Source organism: Christiangramia lutea (assembly GCF_022489035.1).
In the GTDB taxonomy this organism is placed as follows: Bacteria; Bacteroidota; Bacteroidia; order Flavobacteriales; family Flavobacteriaceae; genus Christiangramia; species Christiangramia lutea.
The window spans coordinates 51734-72083 of sequence record NZ_JAKVTV010000001.1 but is presented as its reverse complement, the minus strand read 5'-3'; the positions used below and the strand labels follow the sequence as shown (position 1 = coordinate 72083).

Sequence of the window (20350 nt, the reverse complement as noted above, 5' to 3'; positions counted from 1 at the left end):
AGACTTTTCCCTATTTTTTGCGTGTTGTCAATTTAATATTCGTCCTCGTTCCAGAGGTAATCTTCATCGGTTGGATAATCCGGCCAGATTTCCTCAATAGAATCATAAGAGTCGCCCTCATCTTCGATGGCCTGAAGATTTTCTACAACCTCAAGCGGTGCTCCGGTTCTGATTGCGTAGTCTATTAACTCGTCTTTTGTTGCCGGCCAGGGAGCATCACTTAAATAGGATGCTAATTCTAAAGTCCAATACATTGATTAATCGGGTTTTAAATTTTGGCAAAAATAATTTTTTTGGCCATATAGCCAAGAAAAAAATCTATTATTTACACAATAATAATAAGAACATAACAATTATTCTAATTCTTTCCGAATTTCGTAAAGGAATTTCTATAATTGGGAAGGAATCAGGATTTTTTTGGGATCCATTGAATTTCTTCAGCTTGCAATTGTTTAGACAAAGTCCGTGCCAGCACAAAAAGGAAGTCTGAAAGTCGGTTGAGATAAATAAGAACTTTATCGTCAAATGCTTCTATGTCATATAAAGCGCTGGAAAGTCTCTCTGCTCTGCGGCAAACACAACGGGCTATGTGACAGAATGACACGCTTTGATGGCCACCCGGTAGAATGAAATGAGTCATTTCCGGTAATTCCTCGTTCATACGATCCATTGCTTTTTCAAGATTCTCTACATCCTTGTCAGAAATCTTAGGAATATTCAATCGGTCCTTTCCATTCTTCAGTTTTTCCTTTTCAGGATCGGTAGCCAGGATCGCACCAATGGTAAAAAGCCTATCCTGAATTTCGATAAGCATTTTGGAAGTTTCTTCGTCGACTTTCTGATCTCTCAGTAAGCCAATATGAGAGTTAAGCTCATCGACGGTTCCATAACTTTCAATTCTAATATGGTGTTTAGGTACACGGGTTCCTCCAAATAATGAGGTGGTTCCTTTATCACCTGTTTTAGTATAAATTTTCATCTATTCTGTTTAATTATTTCAATTCGATCGAAAGTATCCAGACCTGAAATTTCGAAGCCTAAAGTTACGAAGATTAGAATGGCAAGAAAATATTTCGGGTAAAATAGACAGAATGGAATTGGAACTATTTTACGACTGAATCGGATTCTTTTTCCTGTTTTCTTTCCATATATCTTTTTCTGAAATTTCTGTTTTTACGTTGCTTTTTGATCCTTTTGGCTCTCCGCGAATTCCAAAGAAAATAAGCAAGAAATACAGCTATTATGGTAAGATAAATCCAGGTTTCCTGGTCTAAATCGATCATTGTAAGTGTCTTATTAGATACAAGGTAGTAAAGATTTCTTAAAAGCTCAAAAACAATAATTCAGGATTGAGATTCTTGTTTTCAGATCAGGTATTCAGAATTCAATATTTTAATCCTGATAACTGCCAACCGGCTTCTACTGACTGATCACCGTTTTTCTTTCATCGCTTTCAACAATTCCATCTTTTAGCCGAATAATACGATGGGCATGTTCAGCGATATCTTCCTCGTGAGTTACCAGGATCACGGTATTGCCGGCAGCATGAATTTCATCGAAAAGGTTCATGATCTCTACAGAAGTTTTCGAATCGAGATTTCCGGTAGGTTCATCTGCCAGGATAATTGACGGTTTATTAACCAGGGCACGTCCTACGGCTACCCTTTGTCTCTGTCCCCCCGATAGCTGGTTGGGTTTATGGTCCATCCGGTCACCCAGGCCAACACTTTTTAGAACATCTTCAGCTCTTTCCTTTCGCTGATTTTTAGACGCACCTGCGTAGATCATTGGTAAAGCCACATTATCGAGAGCAGTGGTTCTTGGTAGGAGATTAAAAGTTTGAAAAACAAAACCGATCTCTTTATTCCGGATTTCAGCAAGTTCATCTTCACTCATCTGGCTCACATCCTTGCCATTCAGAATATAAGATCCGGATGTTGGGGTGTCTAAACAACCTAGCAAATTCATCAAAGTTGATTTTCCCGAACCGGAGGGCCCCATAAAAGCAACATATTCACCACGATCTATATCAAGGTCGATTCCTTTAAGGACTTTTACAACTTCATTTCCTAATGGAAAATCTCTGGTGATATTACGGATCTCGATTACTTTGCTCATTCAGAATAATTTTTCAATGGTATGACGTGGATTTTGTTTTTTTGTTACAGAATATTTAAAATCTGAATGTTTCTTTTTTCGCTTGTTCAAAAAAGTGAAGTCAAAATAGGTTGTTATTTAATTTTCTTTTTTCCATCGCCGGAAAAAGAAACAAAAAGGTCTAGGCTCACGAAAATTAAGCTGAATTTATTGTTCAGCGCCTAAATTTTAGGAACTCGGTACGCTCAAACAGCCTAAAATTTTACGGTGCTATCAATTTAAATTCTACGCTGAATTTTCGAAGGTCGAATTTTAAACTCTACATTGATTCTGAGATTTTGTGATAAATAGTTTCAGCTTCAAAGATTAAAACTCAAAAGATTTTTCAAACACGAATTATAAAATCCTGTTTTACCTGTTCTTTTCTAAAGAATACAATTCCCCATTGAAAAGTGTCAATGGTAACCTTTACGGAAGGATGTTTTTTAATCTCTGCCCAGGCTTTCTGCATGTCTTTGGACCAATGGATATCGTCGAAGATAAAAACCGAATCGTTATGAATGCCAGGTAGCAGTTTTTTAAAGTATTTCAGGGTAGCATCTTTTTGATGATTGCCGTCAAAATAGATCAGGTCGAAATTTTCATTTTTTTGAAGGATCTCTTCAAATTGATCTTCAAATTTGCCAATTCTAAGGTCAATATTTTTTAAAGCGTATTTCTGAAATTGTTCCGATGCTATTCCAGCTGTTTCCGGGCAACCTTCAATACTGGTTAATTTTGTCCTTTTATTGGCTGCGATAGCCGAAGAAGCGACACCCAGGGAAGTCCCCAATTCGAGGGCGTTTTCGATTTTCAGGTAATTGGTAATTCTGTAAAGTAATTTCGCCCGGTGTAGAGTGATACCTGCGTTTTTTGCAATTGAAAAAACAGGTCTTTTATTAGAATTGAAAACCCTGCTTCCGGCTCCAAAATCGGTAACTTCAATGAATTCCTTATTTCTTAAAAGGTCATTGCGGTAATTTCTGATGAGATCATATTCCTTATAAAAACCTTTATCATAAAAGCATTTTGTCACCAGGTTATAAACAAAAGGGGAGTGGAGCCCGTGCTGATTTTGGCTCTTCATTAGAAAGTTCAGAAATGATTTAATTTGAAAAAGCATTTTATTTTTAAGGTAAGACGCTGAAACTAGTTCAGCATGACGTCAAAAATTGGGATAATTGTAATTATTTAAAATTTGGTATTCGATTCTTCAACTAGGTCAGAACGCTCAAGCTGACAATTAAATTTACAGATTCCTCCTTATTGCTCCATTTTTTCCATCAATTCAAAATAACGCATAGTTTTTTCCTCAATTTCATCTTCTACAGATTTCAATTTAACCGAAGTTTCATTGATCTCGTCTCCGGTTAATTCTTTCAGGAATTCTTTCTGTATCTCTTCTTTTTTCTTTTCCAGCTTACTGATCTCTTTTTCAAGTTTTCCGAATTCCTTCTGCTCTTTATAGGTAAGCTTAGAGCCTGTGGAGTCGTCACGCCAGGTGTTCTCTTTTGGTTTCTTTTCGGTTTTAGGCTCAGAAGAAATTTTACTTTCAGAATATTCCCTGTAATCGGTATAATTTCCGGGAAAGTCAGAAACTTCACCTTTTCCTTCAAATACAAAAAGGTGATCGGTGATCTTGTCCATAAAATAACGATCGTGAGAAACCACGATAATGCAACCCGGAAAATCCATCAGGAAGTTTTCAAGCACATTTAAAGTAAGTACATCGAGATCGTTTGTAGGCTCATCGAGAATAAGGAAATTCGGGTTCTGAATTAGAACAGTACACAGGTACAGTCGCTTCTTCTCACCACCACTCAGCTTTTCGACATAGTCATATTGTTTTTTGCGGTCAAAAAGAAATCGCTCTAATAGCTGTTCCGCGGAGATCTGCCTGCCTTTTTTAAGCGGAATATAATCTCCGAATTCCTTAATGACTTCCACAACCTTCTGGCCTGGTTTTATCTTAATCCCCTTCTGGGTGTAATACCCAAATTTCACCGTTTCTCCAATAACGATCTTACCGGTGTCTGGATTCAGGTTGCCGGTAAGCATATTCAGGAATGTGGATTTCCCGGTACCGTTCTTTCCAATAATCCCTAAACGTTCTCCTTTTTTAAAGGTGTAGCTGAAATTTTTCATCAGCTGCTTGCCGCCAAGTTCCTTGGAAATATTGTGAAGCTCTACGATCTTACTTCCCAGTCTTTCCATATTCAGTTCCAGCTGCACTTTATGCTCCTGCCGGCGCTGGCTTGCTCTATGCTTTATCTCATGAAAATCTTCTATCCTGGATTTAGATTTTGTAGTTCGTGCTTTTGGCTGGCGACGCATCCATTCCAGTTCCTTTTTATACAATTGCTGGGCCTTATCGGTATTGGTTGCTTCCAGTTGGTGTCTTTCCTCTTTTTTGTCCAGATAGTACGAGTAATTCCCTTTATACGTATAAAGTTTTCCATCCTCAAGTTCAATGATCTCGTTACATACTCTTTCCAGGAAGTACCGGTCGTGAGTCACCATGAAAATGGTAAAATCCTGCTTCCTAAAATATTCTTCCAGCCATTCGATCATATCAAGATCCAGGTGGTTGGTTGGCTCATCAAGGATAATGAAATCAGGTTTTTTTAAGAGCATTCTGGCTAATGCCAATCTTTTCTTCTGCCCTCCGGAAAGATTTTTTACCACTGCCTGCAGGTCTTCCAGATTAAGCTTGAAAAGGATCTGCTTAAATTCAGTTTCAAAATCCCAGGCGTTATTAGCCTCCATGGCATCCATAGCCTTTTGTAAAGCATCGGCATCATCTGGGTTTAATAGCGCCTTTTCATATTGCTCAACGATCTTAAGCGTAGGGTTTTCGCTGGAGAAAATACTCTGCTCGATCGTGAGTTCCGGATCCAGGTCTGGTTCCTGAGAAAGAAAGGCCACCCGAATATCATTCCGGTAGATCACCTGTCCATCATCGGGTGAATCGGATCCTGCGAGAATATTAAGTAAGCTTGTTTTTCCGGTTCCATTCTTGGCAACAAAACCAACCTTCTGGTCTTTATTTATTCCGAAGCTTAAATTTTCAAAGAGTCGGCGTTCACCGTAGGATTTGGCTATATTTTCTACTGAGAGGTAATTCATGTAATACGTTATCGGTTCTGTGTTGTCCGTTCGAGCATCAAAAGTACAAACTAAGAATTATCAAATGATCATTGAAAATGGATAATTGAGAATTGGGTTCATTTTTTATATGAAAAAACTTTTAGACATACTGAAACGAGTTCAGCATGACGGATAAACGAATTATGATAATTCATTTAGGCCCTTCGACAGACTCAAGATCTTGAGAAAGCGATATATAAAATAATCTTTTCAGCCGAAAAGTACACCCTGGATTGACCTGTAAAAGAAATGAAAAGAAAATATTGTACTTCTCCGACAGATCGATACTTCAGAGGAACCTGTCAAAATTTTTCGGAATTAGCTGGTAGAAGATGAAGATGAAGATGAAAATTTAGTCTTTATTTTGGTTGAACGATTAATGAGATTAGGTATAATTCAGGATTTGTAATATGGGATGATTCAAAAATTAATACATTGGCATAAAATTTCTGGATCTTCAAAATTTAGATATGAAAAAAGCCCTAATCACAGGAATCACCGGGCAGGATGGTGCTTATCTTGCTGAGCTATTGCTAGGAAAAGGTTACGAAGTACACGGAGTGAAAAGGCGCTCTTCTATTTTCAATACGGCGAGAGTAGATCATCTTTACCAGGATCCTCATGAGAAGGACGTTAGGTTTAGAATGCACTATGGAGATCTAAGTGATTCGATGAACCTTACCCGAATCATTCAGGAGGTACAACCCGATGAGATCTATAACCTGGGGGCGATGTCACATGTTAAAGTAAGTTTTGAAACACCCGAATACACCGGGAATGTAGATGGCCTGGGAACCCTTCGGATACTGGAGGCAGTACGACTTTTAAATCTAACCGAGAAAACACGTATTTACCAGGCGTCTTCTTCAGAATTGTATGGAATGGTTCAGGAAGTACCTCAAAATGAAAAAACACCTTTTTATCCGCGAAGTCCCTATGGAGTTGCGAAATTATACGGTTACTGGATCACGGTGAATTACAGAGAAGCTTACGGGATGTACGCCTGCAATGGAATACTTTTCAATCATGAGTCACCTATCAGGGGAGAAACCTTTGTAACCAGGAAAATCACCAGAGCCGCAGCCAGGATCGCTCTCGGGATGCAGGAAAGTGTTTTTCTTGGAAACCTTGATGCTCGCAGGGACTGGGGGCATGCCAAAGATTATGTGGAAGCCATGTGGTTAATGCTGCAGCAGGATAAACCAGAGGATTATGTAATTGCTACTGGGGTAACTACTTCCGTACGTGAACTGGCCATCATGGCATTTTCAGAATTGGGAATGGAACTCGAATTCAAGGGAAAAGGGCTGGAGGAAAAGGGAGTTGTAGTTTCCTGTTCCAATACAGATTTCAAAAGTCTAGAGGGAAAAGTAGTAGTTAGGGTAGACCCCGATTATTACAGGCCTACGGAAGTTGACCTGCTCATTGGTGATGCCAGCAAATGCAAGAAGGAATTAAATTGGTCTCCTAAATACAGTCTTCCAGAACTTGTTAAAGAAATGATAGAAGCCGATCTGGAATTATTTAAAAAAGATAAGTTCTTGAGGGATGGAGGTCATGAAACATTAAATTATTTTGAATAGTAGTCAGTACATGGAAAAAACTGCAAGGATCTATATAGCAGGTCACCACGGAATGGTGGGGTCGGCAATTGTTAGAAATCTTGAAAGCAAAGGTTATAAAAATCTTATTTACAGGTCTATAGACGAGCTTGACCTGACTGATCAACAAAGCGTTATAGATTTCTTTGAAACAGAAAAACCCGAATATGTATTCCTGGCAGCAGCCATCGTAGGAGGAATTGAGGCGAACAATAATTATCGCGCACAATTCCTCTATGAAAATCTAATGATCCAGAATAATGTAATACATCAGAGTTATGTACATGGAGTGAAAAAATTACTATTCCTTGCTTCGTCATGTATCTATCCAAAAATGGCTTCTCAGCCTATAAGAGAAGAGTATTTACTAACCGGGGAGCTAGAACCAACGAATGAACCATATGCCATTGCCAAGATCGCTGGTTTAAAAATGTGTGAGAACTACAACAGGCAATACGGGAGCAACTTTATCTCGGTAATGCCAACCAATCTTTACGGTCCCAATGATAATTATGATCTTGAAACCTCCCACGTACTTCCCGCCTTGCTAAGAAAATTCCATGAGGCAAAGATCGAAGATCGAGAATATGTTGAGATTTGGGGTACAGGTACACCAAAACGTGATTTTTTGCATGTAGATGATGTAGCAGAGGCCTGTTTCTATTTAATGTTGAATTATAAAGGAAATGTAAGCGTTAATATAGGTACAGGTAAGGATATTTCGATAAAGGACCTTGCAGAACTTATCAAGGAAGTAACAGACTTTAAAGGGCATATAAAGTGGAATACTGAAAAACCCGACGGAACTCCCAGGAAACTTTTAGATGTATCCCTGATCCATAAACTGGGTTGGAAGCATCAGATAAACCTCAAGGATGGAATTCAACAGGTCTACCAGGAAAAATTCGGTGGTTAATTCATTAAAACTAGTATGAAATTTAGAAATTTCTAAAAGATAAATTATATGTATTAGGTTAATGGAAACTTTCTAGTGTTAGGTGTCCATTTAATTATCTTCCTTCGCTTATTTGAAGATAGAAACCTTAAGAGTAATTATTGTGGTTGACTTAATTATTTGAAAGTTTTAGTTGAGTTTTAAAGATGCTGAAACAAGTTCAGCATGACATTGAAAAGTATACTTAAGAATAGATTTTTTACAGTTTATTTTATTATTAGCCCGTAAAAACTATATTTGTTAAAACTATGTGAAGCCCTTTATGCGATTCAAATCCTTATTGTTTTTATTCGCTGCAGTACTAGCCTTAACCTCATGCGTATCTACAAAAAAGATCTCTTATCTACAGGAATATGAAGAAGAGGTAGATAGCATTATCCAGGTTCAGAGATTGCGCAAACCTTACCGTATTCAAGTAGGAGATCTTTTAAGTATTCGGGTAAAAGCGCTCGACCAGGATATCGTTGGTATGTTCAATCCAATTGGGAGCGAAAATCCAAATGCAACCACGGAAGAAGCAGTTTATTTTGATGGGTTTACCGTAGATGATCACGGAAATATTCGTGTTCCTACGATGGGAGAGATCAATGTCCTGGGATTCACAGAAAAAGAGGTAAGGGAAAAAATTGAAAAAAAATTGCTGGAAGAATATTTCAAAGAAGAAGCTAATATATTCGTGACGGTAAAACTTGCCGGAATCAGATATACTACTCTAGGAGAAATAGGTCAGGGTAGCCAGGTGATCTATAAAGATCAGGTAACCATTATGGAGGCGATCGCTAATGCAGGAGGTATAACCGATTATGGAGATCGTGAAAATGTACAGATCATTAGACAATATCCCCAGGGTGAGGAAATACATACTATAAATGTAACCAATATAGATGCTTTAAAAAGTCCTTATTATTATATTCAACCCAATGACATGATCGTAGTAAATCCATTACCCAGAAAAGCAATTGGATTCGGAACAACGGGCCTTGAGGTGTTCAGGACAGTTGCCAGTTTACTGGCAGTCGTTACGTCAGTCATTGCTATATCTAGATTATAATGGCACATGAAGATGATCACATATCAGATGTAGGATCCACCTTTGATTTTAAGGGTTTCATCCTTAAAGTCATTAGTTACTGGAAATTGATCCTTCTATCCGTTGGTATCAGTTTAGCCGTTGCTTATTATAATAACGTAAGGAAACTACCCGTATATAGATTAGGAAATACTATTTCCATCAAGGACGATCAAAATCCCTTTTTTACTTCCAATACCAGTTTAACTTTTAACTGGGGAGGGACTTCAGATAAAGTGAATACAGCAATGACTATTTTAAGTTCCAGATCGCATAATGAAGAAGTGGTAGAAAAACTTCAATTCTATATTAATTATCTGGAACAAGGTGAGTATCAAAGGATAGATGCCTATGGTTTTACTCCTTTTAAAATAATCGCAGACACCAACGCCTATCAGGCAAATAATGTTACCATGAAGATTAGCATGGTAGATGATATCACCTATAATATTAGTGCCCAGGTACCAGGAAATCTTAGTCGTACCAATTATTCAACTGTTGAAAATGATTACAGGACAGTAGAGGCTCGCGATTTCAATAGGAACTTTAAAATTGGAGATCATGTTAATCTTCCCTTTTTTTCCGGTCGCCTGGAAAGGACGGGTAATCCCTTAAATGCTGGAAAGATCTACTATGTAAGTTTTATGCCATTTAATTCGGCTGTTGGCCGGTACAGGGGAGTTAGCATATCGCCCCAATCTCAAGGATCTTCTGTTTTAAACCTTAGTCAGACCGGACTAAATAAACCAAGAATCGTTGATTATCTAAATGGTTCTGTGAGGGTTCTCAGTGAGAATATGCTGGAGCGTAAAAACCTATTTGCAACTAAAACCATTCGATTTATAGATAGCAGCCTTGCGGTACAGGCAGCTCAATTAAAAGAGGTTGAGAACGAGTTGAACGATTTTCGAAATGAAAATGCCATTATGGATATTTCTGCCGAAAGCGGTGAAATATCAGGTAGGCTTGCCGATCTTGACCTTGAGAAAGAGCAAATCAGAAGGAGGCTAGCTTATTATGAAAATTTAGAAAACTATCTTCAAACCCGAACGGATTACTCCAATGTGCCGGCCCCTACGGTGGCCGGAATTGAAGAAGGAAGTATTTCTTCTGGAGTGCAGAAAATCATCCAATTAGCAGAAGAAAGGCAGAATTATCAATACACTTTAAAAGATAATTCTCCGGTTTTTGATGATATAGATCGTCAGATCAATTCGGTGAAATCTATTCTGCTTGAAAATATCAATAGTTCGAAAAGTCTTATCCGCGGTGAATTGCAGGATATAAGTGTGAGAATAAACAATCTTGAGAAGGAAGTCCGAAAATTACCCCAGGAGGAGCAGGATTTATTGAAAATTCAGCGAAAATATGCTATTAACGAGCGTACTTATAATATGTTTTTGGAAAAACGTAGTGAAGCCGGATTGATCAAGGCTGCGAATGTAAGTGACGTTCTTGTTATTGATAAAGCCAAAGATACTGGAGGAGGAAAAATTGGACCTGATACTCAATTGAATTATGTAATGGCTACCCTTGTTGGAGGTTTAATACCTTTGACCTTCGTTTTTCTTCTGGTTTTTTTAAATACAAATATTCATAATGCCCAGGAAATTACAAGGCTTTCGCCAATTCCAATTTTAGGTTTAATTGGGAGAAACAAAGGTGAAACGAATTTGGCCGTATTCAACTCTCCCAAATCTTCTATTTCAGAAAGTTTTCGAGGTTTGAGATCCAGTTTACAGTTTATGTATAAAAGACAGGGAGTAGTGGGCTCCAAGACAGTATTGATTACCTCCTCCGTTTCAGGAGAGGGGAAGACTTTTTGCGCCATGAACCTGGCTACTGTTTTTGCCTTAAGCGAAAAGAAAACGGTGCTGGTAGGGGTAGACCTTAGAAAACCTAAGATCTTCGACGATTTTCAATTAAATAACGATTTGGGAATTGTCAATTATTTAATCGACCAGTCCAGTTCGAAAGAAATAATTCAATCTAGTAAGATACCTTATCTTGATGTAATAACCTCTGGGCCGGTACCTCCGAATCCTTCTGAATTACTGCTGACGGAAAAAATGGATGATCTAATAAATGAGCTTAAACAGGAATATGATTATATTATACTTGACACCCCGCCCATTGGAATGGTTGCTGATGCGCTAAATTTAGTAAAGTATGCAGATGCTACTCTTTACCTGGTAAGACAGGATTATACAAAACGTGGGATGCTTGAAACCATTAATCAAAAATATGCCAAGGAAGAAGTCAAAAATATTAGTTTCGTTTTAAACCATTTTGTGCATAGTGCAAAATATGGTTACGGCTATGGTTACGGCTATGGTTACGGCTACGGATATGGGTATAATCGGTATGCCAAGGGCTATTACGGCGCCGCCCCTTCTCGAATGCATCAGCTAAAACTTTCCTGGAAAAAATTTATGAGGAATTTTGAATAATAATTTTTTTAGTTTACTTGATGGTTGCAAAAAAGTCAAAAATATCCTTGTTTTACTGGAGTGAGATCAAATTTGCGGGAAGAAGCGAAGAAAATTATGGAGATCTTCTATCTAAGTATATTGTTGAAAAATTAAGCGGATGGCAGGTAAAATGGGTGCAGCCTAAAAAACAATCGTGGTATAAAATTAATAAAAAGAATTATCTGGCTATCGGCAGTATTATTCATCATGCTAATAGTAATAGCGTAGTATGGGGAAGCGGAATAATTGATCAGAAGCAGTTAGTTCAAAAAGCAAAGTTTTTAGCTGTAAGAGGACCTAGAACCAGGGATTATCTTCTAAGCAAAAATTATAATTGTCCAGAGGTATATGGCGATCCCGGCATATTGCTCCCATTGCTATATAATCCCTCAGTAAAGAAAAAATATCCGATAGGAATTATTCCGCATTATACCGATTATAATGAGATTAATAAGGTATTCGATGAGGTGGAGGGGGTTAAAGTAATTGATTTACTTTGTAAAGATGTTGAGCAAGTTACTCGTGAAATTTTTATGTGTGAAAAAACTATTTCTTCCTCTTTGCATGGTCTTATAGTTTCACATGCTTATAATATTCCAAGTATTTGGGTTGAATTTTCCGATAACCTATTTGGAGATGGAATCAAATTTTTAGATTATTTTGAATCTGTTGGGATGCAAACTTATATAGCTAAAACCACCCCCGGAGAATTAGTTTTAACTCAAATTCAGGATTTATTTGAGAAATTTCCAAATTTACCCGAAGAAGGGATAATCCAAGCTTTACAAAAAGGTCTTTTAAACGCATTTCCCTTAGCATTAAGTCATTCATCAGAAAAAATTCTAGAAAAGTTAGATGACGTCATTAGATAAAAATCAGATAAAGAATAAAAATCATTACGAAGATTTGTATTCTGATTTTTCAATAAAAAGCATTCTCTGGAAACTAAATAATTTAGAATCTTATTTAGATGACGCTATAGCCACAGATACTAGTTGGAATGCTTTATACCAGAAAGATTTAAGAAACAGGTTAAAAGGAAAAAAAGTTCTGGAAATGGGCTGCGGTGACTGTACTAATGCTGCGATAATGTCTGCCCTGGGTGCAGAGGTATACGCTAATGATATCGCAGATGCCAGTGGTTTGATAATTAATAAATTAAATGAACAGTATAATTTCAGATTTCCAATCAAATTTATAAAAGGGGACTTTTTAAAGAATGATCTAAAGGCGAAGCAATTCGACTTTGTAATAGGAAAAGCATTTTTGCATCATTTGACTATTCCTATTGAAAAGAAATTTCTCCAGGAAACGGCAAAATTATTAAAAAAAGATGGTGAAGCCAGGTTTTTTGAACCCGCAGTAAATAATAAATTTCTAGATTTTATTCGTTGGTATATTCCAGTTCCCGGTAGGCCGTCAAAGTTCAGGAAGAACTCATTTAAAGAATGGAAATTAAAAGATCCTCATCCAGATCGTAGTTTTAGCTCGAACCATTGGGAATTGGTTGGAAGAGAATTCTTTAAACAGGTAGAAATTATAACTATTGGTAGTTTAGAGCGGTTTAGCAGAATAATTAAGAAAAAGGAGAATAAATGGAAATTTAGAAGGTGGGCATTCAAATCAGAAAAAAAACTTCCCAAAACGATCAATCGTTCTTTTTCACGGAGTCAGCTTATTATATATAAAAATCCAATATAAAATATATGGTAAGCCATAAACATAAATGTATATTCATTCATATTCCGAAAACTGCCGGAATGAGTATTGAAAAGGCTTTTCTGGATTCGTTAGGATTAAGTTTCTTTGAGGGACAGAATCCACAATTACTATTAAACTATAATAAGGATCCGGAACAGGGGCCACCCTCGCTGGGTCATCTTACAGCCTGTGATTATGTAGAGAAATCATATATTACCAAAGAATTATTCGATTCCTATTATAAATTTACTTTTGTTCGAAATCCGTGGGCAAGATTGGTTTCCATTTATAGATATTTCGAGTATCATCGTTACCTAAAGTTTGAGGATTTTTTGGTTAAAATTTTTCCAAAACTTCAGCAGGAAAGAAGCTATTTCGTAATGCCTCAGTATGATTATATTTTTTGTGGGAAAGGAAATAAAAAGTTAGATTTTGTTGGGAAATTTGAAAACCTAAAAGAAGATTTTAAAGTGATTCAGAAGAATATGGCCTTCCCCGTAGGGAGTCTTGAGCATATAAACAAAAGGAATCTTAATTATAATTGGTACAGCAGATGGAACCTAAAATTCGTTGCTCGACAATTAAAAAAGAACCCTGAATATATTTCAAGAATAAATTTACGGCAAAAAGCCAAATCAAAATATCAGGATTATTACAATTCCAACACGAAGGCAATAGTTTCAGAATTCTATAAAAAGGATATAGAATATTTTAATTATCAATTCGAAGCATAACTATCTATGGATCGTTTAAAAGTATTACAGGAATTAATAGACCAAAATGGTTACCAAAAATATCTTGAAATAGGAGTTCATAAAGGATTTGTTTTTCTCGAATTAAAATGTCCTAAAAAGGTTGCGATAGATCCCAAGTTTCAGATCGACTTTCATTACAAGCTTAAAAAACTATTTAAAAGACCTTATAATTTTAGAAATAAGTATTTTGAAATGACCAGTGATAAATTCTTTATCGAGCATAAGAAATTTATAAAGGCATTTGGAGCTTTTGACCTTGTTTTTGTGGATGGGCTGCACACTTTTGAAGGCAGTTTAAAAGATGTTCTTAACTCGCTTAATTATCTCCATGAAGATGGATGCGTCGTAGTTCATGATTGTTTTCCCCCCAGAAAAGCAGCAGCAACACCTGCTAATTCCTATCAAGAGGTAAATCTGTTAAAGCCTGATGGCTGGAACGGTCTATGGTGTGGTGATGTTTGGAAGACCATTGTATACCTGAAGAAACTATATAAAGATGAACTCGAAGTTCTGGTGCTGGATACAGATTTTGGCCTTGGAATTATAAAACCTAAAAATGGGCCTGTTAAAGATTTGGAGATCAATCAGGAGGTTTTTCTTCAAATTAATGACCTGGACTATGATTACCTGCTTACCAACCCGAATGAAATCATTGGATTAAGAAATAAGAACTATTTATTTACTCAAAGTGGCATAAATCTTTAATATAATGAAGATCGCCTATCTTATTACCGCCTATACCAATTATGAACATTTAAAACGGCTTGTAGAAGCACTTGATGATGAGTTACACCCTCATTTTTATTTACACATCGATCTTAAAAGTAAGCTGCCCAACGATCTAAAGTCATTTAAAAATGTGAAATTCATTAAACGTCATAAGGTCTGGTGGGGTGGCTGGTCTCATCAAAAAGCGATCAATGCGTTAATGCATTCAGCTTATGATTCTGGTTACGATCATTATATTTTATTAAGTGGTTCAGATTACCCTGTTAGGCCTAATTCCTTTTTGTATGAAAAACTAAATAAAGGGGGAGAATATTTAAACCTTCTCAAGGGGTTTCAAACTCATAAGCCTGAAAACCGAATAAAATATTATCACTTTGATCATTTTGATCGTAGAGATCTAAAAAGCAGGAAGACCAGGCTAATGTTGAAATTTGAAAATCACCTTCGCAGGTACTTCCAGAAAAATCGATATCCCTTTAAAGAAATCTATCACGGTTCTACGTGGTGGGCTTTAAGTCATAAAACCATAGGATATATACTCGAATATATAGATGATAATCCCACATTTGTCAAATTTTTTCAAACAAGCTGGTGTCCCGAGGAAGCATTTATTCCAACGATCATTGGAAACTCCCCAATAAGATCATTTTGTAAAACCAGTTTGACCTATACAGACTGGAGTGTAGATCCGGGGCCTGCCGAGATGACCGAAAGGCATATTGCATTGTTTCGGGACCAAATAAAATTTGATGGTGTATATGGAGAATTTTCACCTTTTTTTGCCAGGAAATTCAGTGATGATTCAGGGAAATTAATTGCAGAAATCGAGAACAAACTTAGGTAAAATCTTTAGTTTAGTTTGAATTTAAAATTTAAGAAACTTTTTAAAAGTTGATGGAGCTAGAAACCCGGGTATATCATAAACAGAGTAAGAAAAGTTTTTTTAATCTCTTAAGAGACAGCCTGAAAGATATTTTCAATTCACGCTTCCTTTCCCGTCAGCTTGCAGAAAGGGATATTAAAGCGCAATACCGGCAGTCTTATTTTGGATTATTGTGGGCATTAATTACGCCCCTGGCAACTGCTGCGGTCTGGATATTTTTAAATCTCTCCGGGACTGTACAGGTGACTGATACGGGTATGCCTTATCCCATCTATGCATTTTCTGGTACATTAATATGGTCAATCATCACTGAGGCGATTCATTCTCCTATGCGTAGTACCAGTGCGGCTAGAAGAATGTTAAGTAAAATTAATTTTCCAAAGGAAGCACTTATAATTTCCGGCCTCTATAAGCTTCTATTCAATTCTGCCATAAAGATCGTCCTGTTGTTTGTATTCATCTATTTGCTAGGAATCGGTTTTCATTTAAGTCAACTATTATTCCCGGTAATTATTTTAGCCGCTTTACTAGTTGGCACTACCCTGGGATTGTTTATTACCCCCATAGGCTTGCTATACAACGATATTGCCAAGATCATTACTATGGGCCTTACCTTTATCATGTATATCACCCCGGTAGTCTATGCCATTCCTGAAACCGGACCGATGAAATCATTAATGCAGCTAAATCCCTTTACGCCTATTATTGTCACTCTAAGGGATCTGCTCACCGGAAACTCACCGCAGTTCATGTCTTATTTTATTGGACTTATAGTTGTAAGCATACCCCTATTTTGCCTGGGACTTATTCTTTATAGGATCTCCATCCCGATAATCACCGAAAGATCCAATGCTTGATGGAAACAAAAAACGAAATACTGGTTGAAGTAGAAGGACTGTCAAAAAAGTTCTGTAAAGACCTGAGAACAAGTCTCTGGTATGGAGTGCAGGACCTGTTTAAAGGCTGGAAGACCGGCGGGGAGTCGGGACAATTAAGAGATAAGGAGTTCTGGGCCTTGAAAGATATTAATTTTAAGCTTAGGCGCGGAGAGTGTCTTGGGCTTATAGGTCACAATGGAGCAGGAAAATCTACTTTATTAAAGATCCTGAACGGCCTTATTAATCCCGATGAAGGTAAGGTGACTATGAGAGGAAAGGTCGGGGCTTTAATAGAACTGGGAGCTGGTTTTAATCCTATACTCACCGGTAGGGAAAATATCTATAATAATGGGGCCGTTCTTGGCTTTTCAAGAAAGGAAATCAATGAAAAGATCGAGGAGATCATTGATTTTGCAGAGATACGGGAATTCATTGATATGCCGGTACAGAACTATAGCAGTGGGATGCGGGTAAGATTAGGTTTTGCTGTTGCGGCGCAAATGGAACCGGATATCCTAATTATAGACGAAGTATTAGCAGTGGGTGATTTGGGTTTTATGCTCAAGTGTTATAAAGCTATTGATGAGATGTTACCTAATACAGCAATCTTATTCGTTTCACATAGTATGCCACTCGTTACTAGGATATGTAATAAAATTTTATTGTTGGATCATGGAATTGAAAAGTTTTTTGGCGAAAATATTGGAGAAGGAATTGATATTTATTATAAAAGCTTTTTAAATAATGAAGAAAGCAAAATTGTTGATGAGGGTATCCTGGAAATACTAGATGCAAAATTTATTGATGCTGGAGTAAATAAGGCAGATAATATTCAAGTTCATTGGATGGGATCTATTTCTATATATTTTAAATTATTATTCAAGGTAAAAAATACAGAGTTGCCATTGTTGAGATTAATTTTTTATGATAAAGAACAGCGACCTATAGCAATCATTGAAGAAAATCTTGAAATGAAAAACTTGACTTTGAAAGACGATATTTTGGAATTTGAAGTTGTTCATGAACAAATTCAATTTTCAAAAGGTATATATTCAATTGATATAGCAATTTTTAAAGCTTTTTCAAATACACCAATTTATCGATTAAATAATGCATTGAATTTTCAGGTTAAACACGAAGTAGATGTTTGGCCGCCCTTTATATTAAAAGCTAATTTCAATGAATACATAATAAAAAAAACCAATGAATAAGGTTATATGTATAACTGGCATGCATAGGTCAGGGACTTCCCTCACAGCATCCTGGCTTCAAAAATGTGGTGTTGATATAGGAGAAGGAAACCTGATGGGGGAAAGCGCAGGAAATAAACTGGGACATTTTGAAGATCTTGATTTTTTTAATTTACATTCTGAAATTATAACTAGAAATGATCCAAACTCAAAAGGTTGGATTGTAAATAAACCTTTAAAATTACAATTCAATGAGAAAGACAGGGCAGAAGCTAAACTTATTATTGATAAAAAAGATAAATGGGATGAAGTTTGGGGATGGAAAGATCCCAGAACAGTATTATTCCTAAAAGATTGGCAAAAGGAAATTCCTGATTTGAAATTTTTATTTGTGTGGAGGAGTTCAAATGAGGTTGTAAATTCTTTACTTCGTAGATATTCTAAATCTCAAAATAAAACTGATAAAATTGGATTTATTAGATCGTTAAAAACCTGGAAAATTTATAATTCTAGAATTTTGGCATTTTATAAAAACAATCCCAATCATTGTTTGTTAGTAAATATAGACGATATCATAAATAATGATAAGTCCATTTTTTCTAAAATAAATGAAATGTTAGATGGAAAACTAGAATACATTCCATTAGAACAAGTTGTAGAAGAAAGTTTATTTTCCAAGAATAAGAATAGAATCATAACTAGTTTAATATCCTTATTTTTAGGCATTCCAAAATTGGAGAAGCAATTAACACTTGTTAATCAAAATTCATGAATCTCCGTTTAAGGCCCAGAATATCAGTAATAGTTCCTAATTACAATCACGCTCGATTTTTAAGACAACGGCTGGAAAGTGTTTTCAATCAAACTTATCTAAATATTGAAGTTATTATCCTTGATGATGCTTCTACAGATGCCAGCAGGAAAGTAATTGATGAATTTAGTACTCACCCAAAACTATCTAAATTGCTTTTGAATAAAAGCAATTCCGGAAGTCCATTTAAACAATGGAAGAAAGGAATAGAATTGGCTCGAGGTGATTATATCTGGATAGCAGAAAGTGACGATTATTGTAAACCTGATTTTCTGGAGAAAATAGTTGCCTTCTTAAAAGAGAATAAAAATATACCCGGGCTTATCTACGCTCAAAGTAAGGATGTCGATGAAAAGGGATCGGTAATATCTTCCAGGCTGGAATATACTGCTAGTTTTAATCCCAATATCTGGAAGGAAAGTTTTTGTTTGCCTGGAAATCAATTTGTGCATAAATATTTGAAAGTTAAAAATGTAATTCCAAATGCAAGCGCAGTAGTATTTAAAAAAACACTGGTAGATTCTGAAGTTTTAACTAAAGAATTACTGAACATGAAATTCTGTGGGGACTGGTTATTTTGGATCAGGTTAAGCTCGAAGACACAAGTTTGCTTTTTATCACAGGAATTAAATTATTTTAGGGGTCATACAGATTCCAGTAGGAATCATCGGGAGATATATAGATTACTTTCGCGACTTTATGAAGAAAGGATAGTGAGAGATTACCTGGATGATAATTTTCAGGTAGACCAGAAAGAAGAAGTGGGGCATTTATATGAAACCTGGCTTAGAATCCATAAATTGAGATCGGTATTTAACCGGAATTTTTATAAAGTGAAATTAAGGAAAACTTCTTATTTAAACTTTATATATAACACTGTGAAGCAGAGTTTTATATGAGCAAAAATGTACTGAATATAGCATTATTAACACCTACAAACATTTCTTATTCAGAAACCTTTATACAGGCTCATAAAAAGTTATTAAATGGAAAAGTTTACCATTATTACGGCAGCATTGAAAATCAGCACTTAGATGGATATGGACAACTTCGCGGTCATGATGAAATTAAACATCGTCTAAGAAGACTTATTAAACGGGAAAGTCATACCCGGTTTTTAGAAAGGTTTATTGAAGAATCTTTCAGAGATAAAAAAATAGATGTTGTTCTTGCAGAATATGGGGATACGGCTATTCCATATCTTCCAGTTTTAAAAAGACTCAACTTACCCTTGATAGTTCATTTTCATGGTTACGATGCCTCGATCCATAAGATGTTTGAATTGACGAATAACTATAAAGAGATTTTCGAATATGCATCTTATGTAGTGGTTGTTTCTACGAAAATGAGAAAGGATATAATAAAAATTGGTTGTCCTGAAAAGAAGTTGATTTATAATGTCTATGGGCCTCGAGATGAGTTTTTAAAAGTAACCCCCCGCTTTTCTAAGAAGCAGTTTATGGCAGCAGGTAGATTTGTAGACAAGAAAGCTCCGTACTATTTAATTTTAGCCTTCAAAGAAGTGGTGAAAGAATTTCCCCGTGCTAAACTCATTATTGCAGGAGATGGAAATCTTTTCCAAACCTGTAAAAATCTTATAAAATTTTTTGGTTTAGAAAATAATATCAGCCTTCCCGGTGTAATAAGTTCAGAGGATTTAAGAGATTATTTCACAGAGTCGATTGCTTTTGTTCAGCATTCCATTACTGCGGAACACGGAGATTCAGAAGGGACACCGCTAACAATCCTGGAGGCAAGTGCTGCTGGTCTTCCGGTCATAGCGACCAGGCATGCAGGTATACCAGATGTGATCATAGATCAAAAGACCGGATTATTAAGCGCGGAGCACGATGTTGCCTCTATGGCCGGAAACATGTTGAAAATTTTAAATGAGGAGTCTGCAGCAAGGGAACTTGGAGCAGCGGGTAAAATAAATATTTCTGATAATTTTACTTTAGCCCACCACATTGGAAGACTTGATGAATTATTTGATGAGGCAATAGAAAGTAAGCCCCTTTCCTGAT

Annotated in this window: 20 protein-coding genes; 14 read left to right on the top strand and 6 right to left on the bottom strand. The window is 36.4% G+C overall.

Annotated elements, in window-relative coordinates; genetic code table 11:
• Window positions 1–32: 32 nt before the first annotated feature.
• From ML462_RS00340 to ML462_RS00315, 6 genes are all read right to left on the bottom strand, one after another.
• Entirely contained in the window at window positions 33–254 is a 222-nt protein-coding gene (locus ML462_RS00340; protein ID WP_008272287.1) for a DUF2795 domain-containing protein, read from the bottom strand.
• 152 nt (window positions 255–406) lie between these two features.
• Entirely contained in the window at window positions 407–979 is a 573-nt protein-coding gene (locus ML462_RS00335; RefSeq protein WP_240711744.1) for a cob(I)yrinic acid a,c-diamide adenosyltransferase, read from the bottom strand.
• Between the two features lie 124 nt (window positions 980–1103).
• Complete coding sequence (locus tag ML462_RS00330) at window positions 1104–1283, bottom strand: hypothetical protein (protein ID WP_240711743.1); 180 nt, start codon at window positions 1281–1283, stop codon at window positions 1104–1106.
• A gap of 136 nt (window positions 1284–1419) precedes the next feature.
• Window positions 1420–2118 (bottom strand): ABC transporter ATP-binding protein, encoded by a 699-nt coding sequence (locus ML462_RS00325; RefSeq protein ID WP_240711742.1) that lies wholly within the window; start codon window positions 2116–2118, stop codon window positions 1420–1422.
• Window positions 2119–2482: 364 nt separating this feature from the next.
• A complete protein-coding gene (locus ML462_RS00320; RefSeq protein WP_240711741.1) occupies window positions 2483–3259 on the bottom strand; it encodes an O-methyltransferase in 777 nt (258 codons plus the stop codon).
• A gap of 140 nt (window positions 3260–3399) precedes the next feature.
• The gene (locus ML462_RS00315) at window positions 3400–5262 is read right to left on the bottom strand and encodes an ABC-F family ATP-binding cassette domain-containing protein (RefSeq protein ID WP_240711740.1); all 1863 of its coding nucleotides are present in this window, start codon (window positions 5260–5262) and stop codon (window positions 3400–3402) included.
• A 491-nt stretch (window positions 5263–5753) separates the two neighbouring features.
• Here ML462_RS00315 and gmd point away from each other — a divergent pair, with 491 nt between their 5' ends.
• From gmd to ML462_RS00245, 14 genes are all read left to right on the top strand, one after another.
• The gene (gene gmd, locus ML462_RS00310) at window positions 5754–6866 is read left to right on the top strand and encodes a GDP-mannose 4,6-dehydratase (protein ID WP_240711739.1); all 1113 of its coding nucleotides are present in this window, start codon (window positions 5754–5756) and stop codon (window positions 6864–6866) included.
• 10 nt (window positions 6867–6876) lie between these two features.
• Window positions 6877–7800 (top strand): GDP-L-fucose synthase family protein, encoded by a 924-nt coding sequence (locus ML462_RS00305; RefSeq protein WP_240711738.1) that lies wholly within the window; start codon window positions 6877–6879, stop codon window positions 7798–7800.
• A gap of 301 nt (window positions 7801–8101) precedes the next feature.
• A complete protein-coding gene (locus ML462_RS00300; protein ID WP_240711737.1) occupies window positions 8102–8890 on the top strand; it encodes a polysaccharide biosynthesis/export family protein in 789 nt (262 codons plus the stop codon).
• A complete protein-coding gene (locus tag ML462_RS00295) occupies window positions 8890–11358 on the top strand; it encodes a polysaccharide biosynthesis tyrosine autokinase (RefSeq protein WP_240711736.1) in 2469 nt (822 codons plus the stop codon). The genes ML462_RS00300 and ML462_RS00295 overlap by 1 nt, the downstream gene beginning before the upstream one ends.
• 20 nt (window positions 11359–11378) lie before the next feature.
• A complete protein-coding gene (locus tag ML462_RS00290) occupies window positions 11379–12251 on the top strand; it encodes a polysaccharide pyruvyl transferase family protein (protein WP_240712897.1) in 873 nt (290 codons plus the stop codon).
• Complete coding sequence (locus ML462_RS00285) at window positions 12235–13080, top strand: class I SAM-dependent methyltransferase (RefSeq protein ID WP_240711735.1); 846 nt, start codon at window positions 12235–12237, stop codon at window positions 13078–13080. Before ML462_RS00290 ends, ML462_RS00285 begins: the two co-directional genes overlap by 17 nt.
• A 5-nt stretch (window positions 13081–13085) precedes the next feature.
• A complete protein-coding gene (locus ML462_RS00280) occupies window positions 13086–13814 on the top strand; it encodes a sulfotransferase family 2 domain-containing protein (RefSeq protein ID WP_262914715.1) in 729 nt (242 codons plus the stop codon).
• Window positions 13815–13820: 6 nt separating this feature from the next.
• Window positions 13821–14540: a class I SAM-dependent methyltransferase gene (locus tag ML462_RS00275; protein WP_240711733.1), complete on the top strand. Its 720-nt coding sequence runs from the start codon at window positions 13821–13823 to the stop codon at window positions 14538–14540.
• 4 nt (window positions 14541–14544) lie between these two features.
• The gene (locus tag ML462_RS00270; protein ID WP_240711732.1) at window positions 14545–15408 is read left to right on the top strand and encodes a beta-1,6-N-acetylglucosaminyltransferase; all 864 of its coding nucleotides are present in this window, start codon (window positions 14545–14547) and stop codon (window positions 15406–15408) included.
• 47 nt (window positions 15409–15455) lie between these two features.
• A complete protein-coding gene (locus tag ML462_RS00265; RefSeq protein ID WP_341481561.1) occupies window positions 15456–16304 on the top strand; it encodes an ABC transporter permease in 849 nt (282 codons plus the stop codon).
• Window positions 16304–17536 carry an ABC transporter ATP-binding protein gene (locus ML462_RS00260; protein ID WP_240711731.1) on the top strand — a complete coding sequence of 411 codons (1233 nt, stop codon included), beginning with the start codon at window positions 16304–16306 and terminating at the stop codon, window positions 17534–17536. The genes ML462_RS00265 and ML462_RS00260 overlap by 1 nt, the downstream gene beginning before the upstream one ends.
• Window positions 17529–18287: a sulfotransferase gene (locus tag ML462_RS00255; RefSeq protein WP_240711730.1), complete on the top strand. Its 759-nt coding sequence runs from the start codon at window positions 17529–17531 to the stop codon at window positions 18285–18287. Before ML462_RS00260 ends, ML462_RS00255 begins: the two co-directional genes overlap by 8 nt.
• Window positions 18284–19225 (top strand): glycosyltransferase family 2 protein, encoded by a 942-nt coding sequence (locus ML462_RS00250; protein WP_240711729.1) that lies wholly within the window; start codon window positions 18284–18286, stop codon window positions 19223–19225. Before ML462_RS00255 ends, ML462_RS00250 begins: the two co-directional genes overlap by 4 nt.
• Window positions 19222–20349 carry a glycosyltransferase family 4 protein gene (locus ML462_RS00245; RefSeq protein ID WP_240711728.1) on the top strand — a complete coding sequence of 376 codons (1128 nt, stop codon included), beginning with the start codon at window positions 19222–19224 and terminating at the stop codon, window positions 20347–20349. Before ML462_RS00250 ends, ML462_RS00245 begins: the two co-directional genes overlap by 4 nt.
• The last annotated feature ends 1 nt before the right edge of the window (window position 20350 follow it).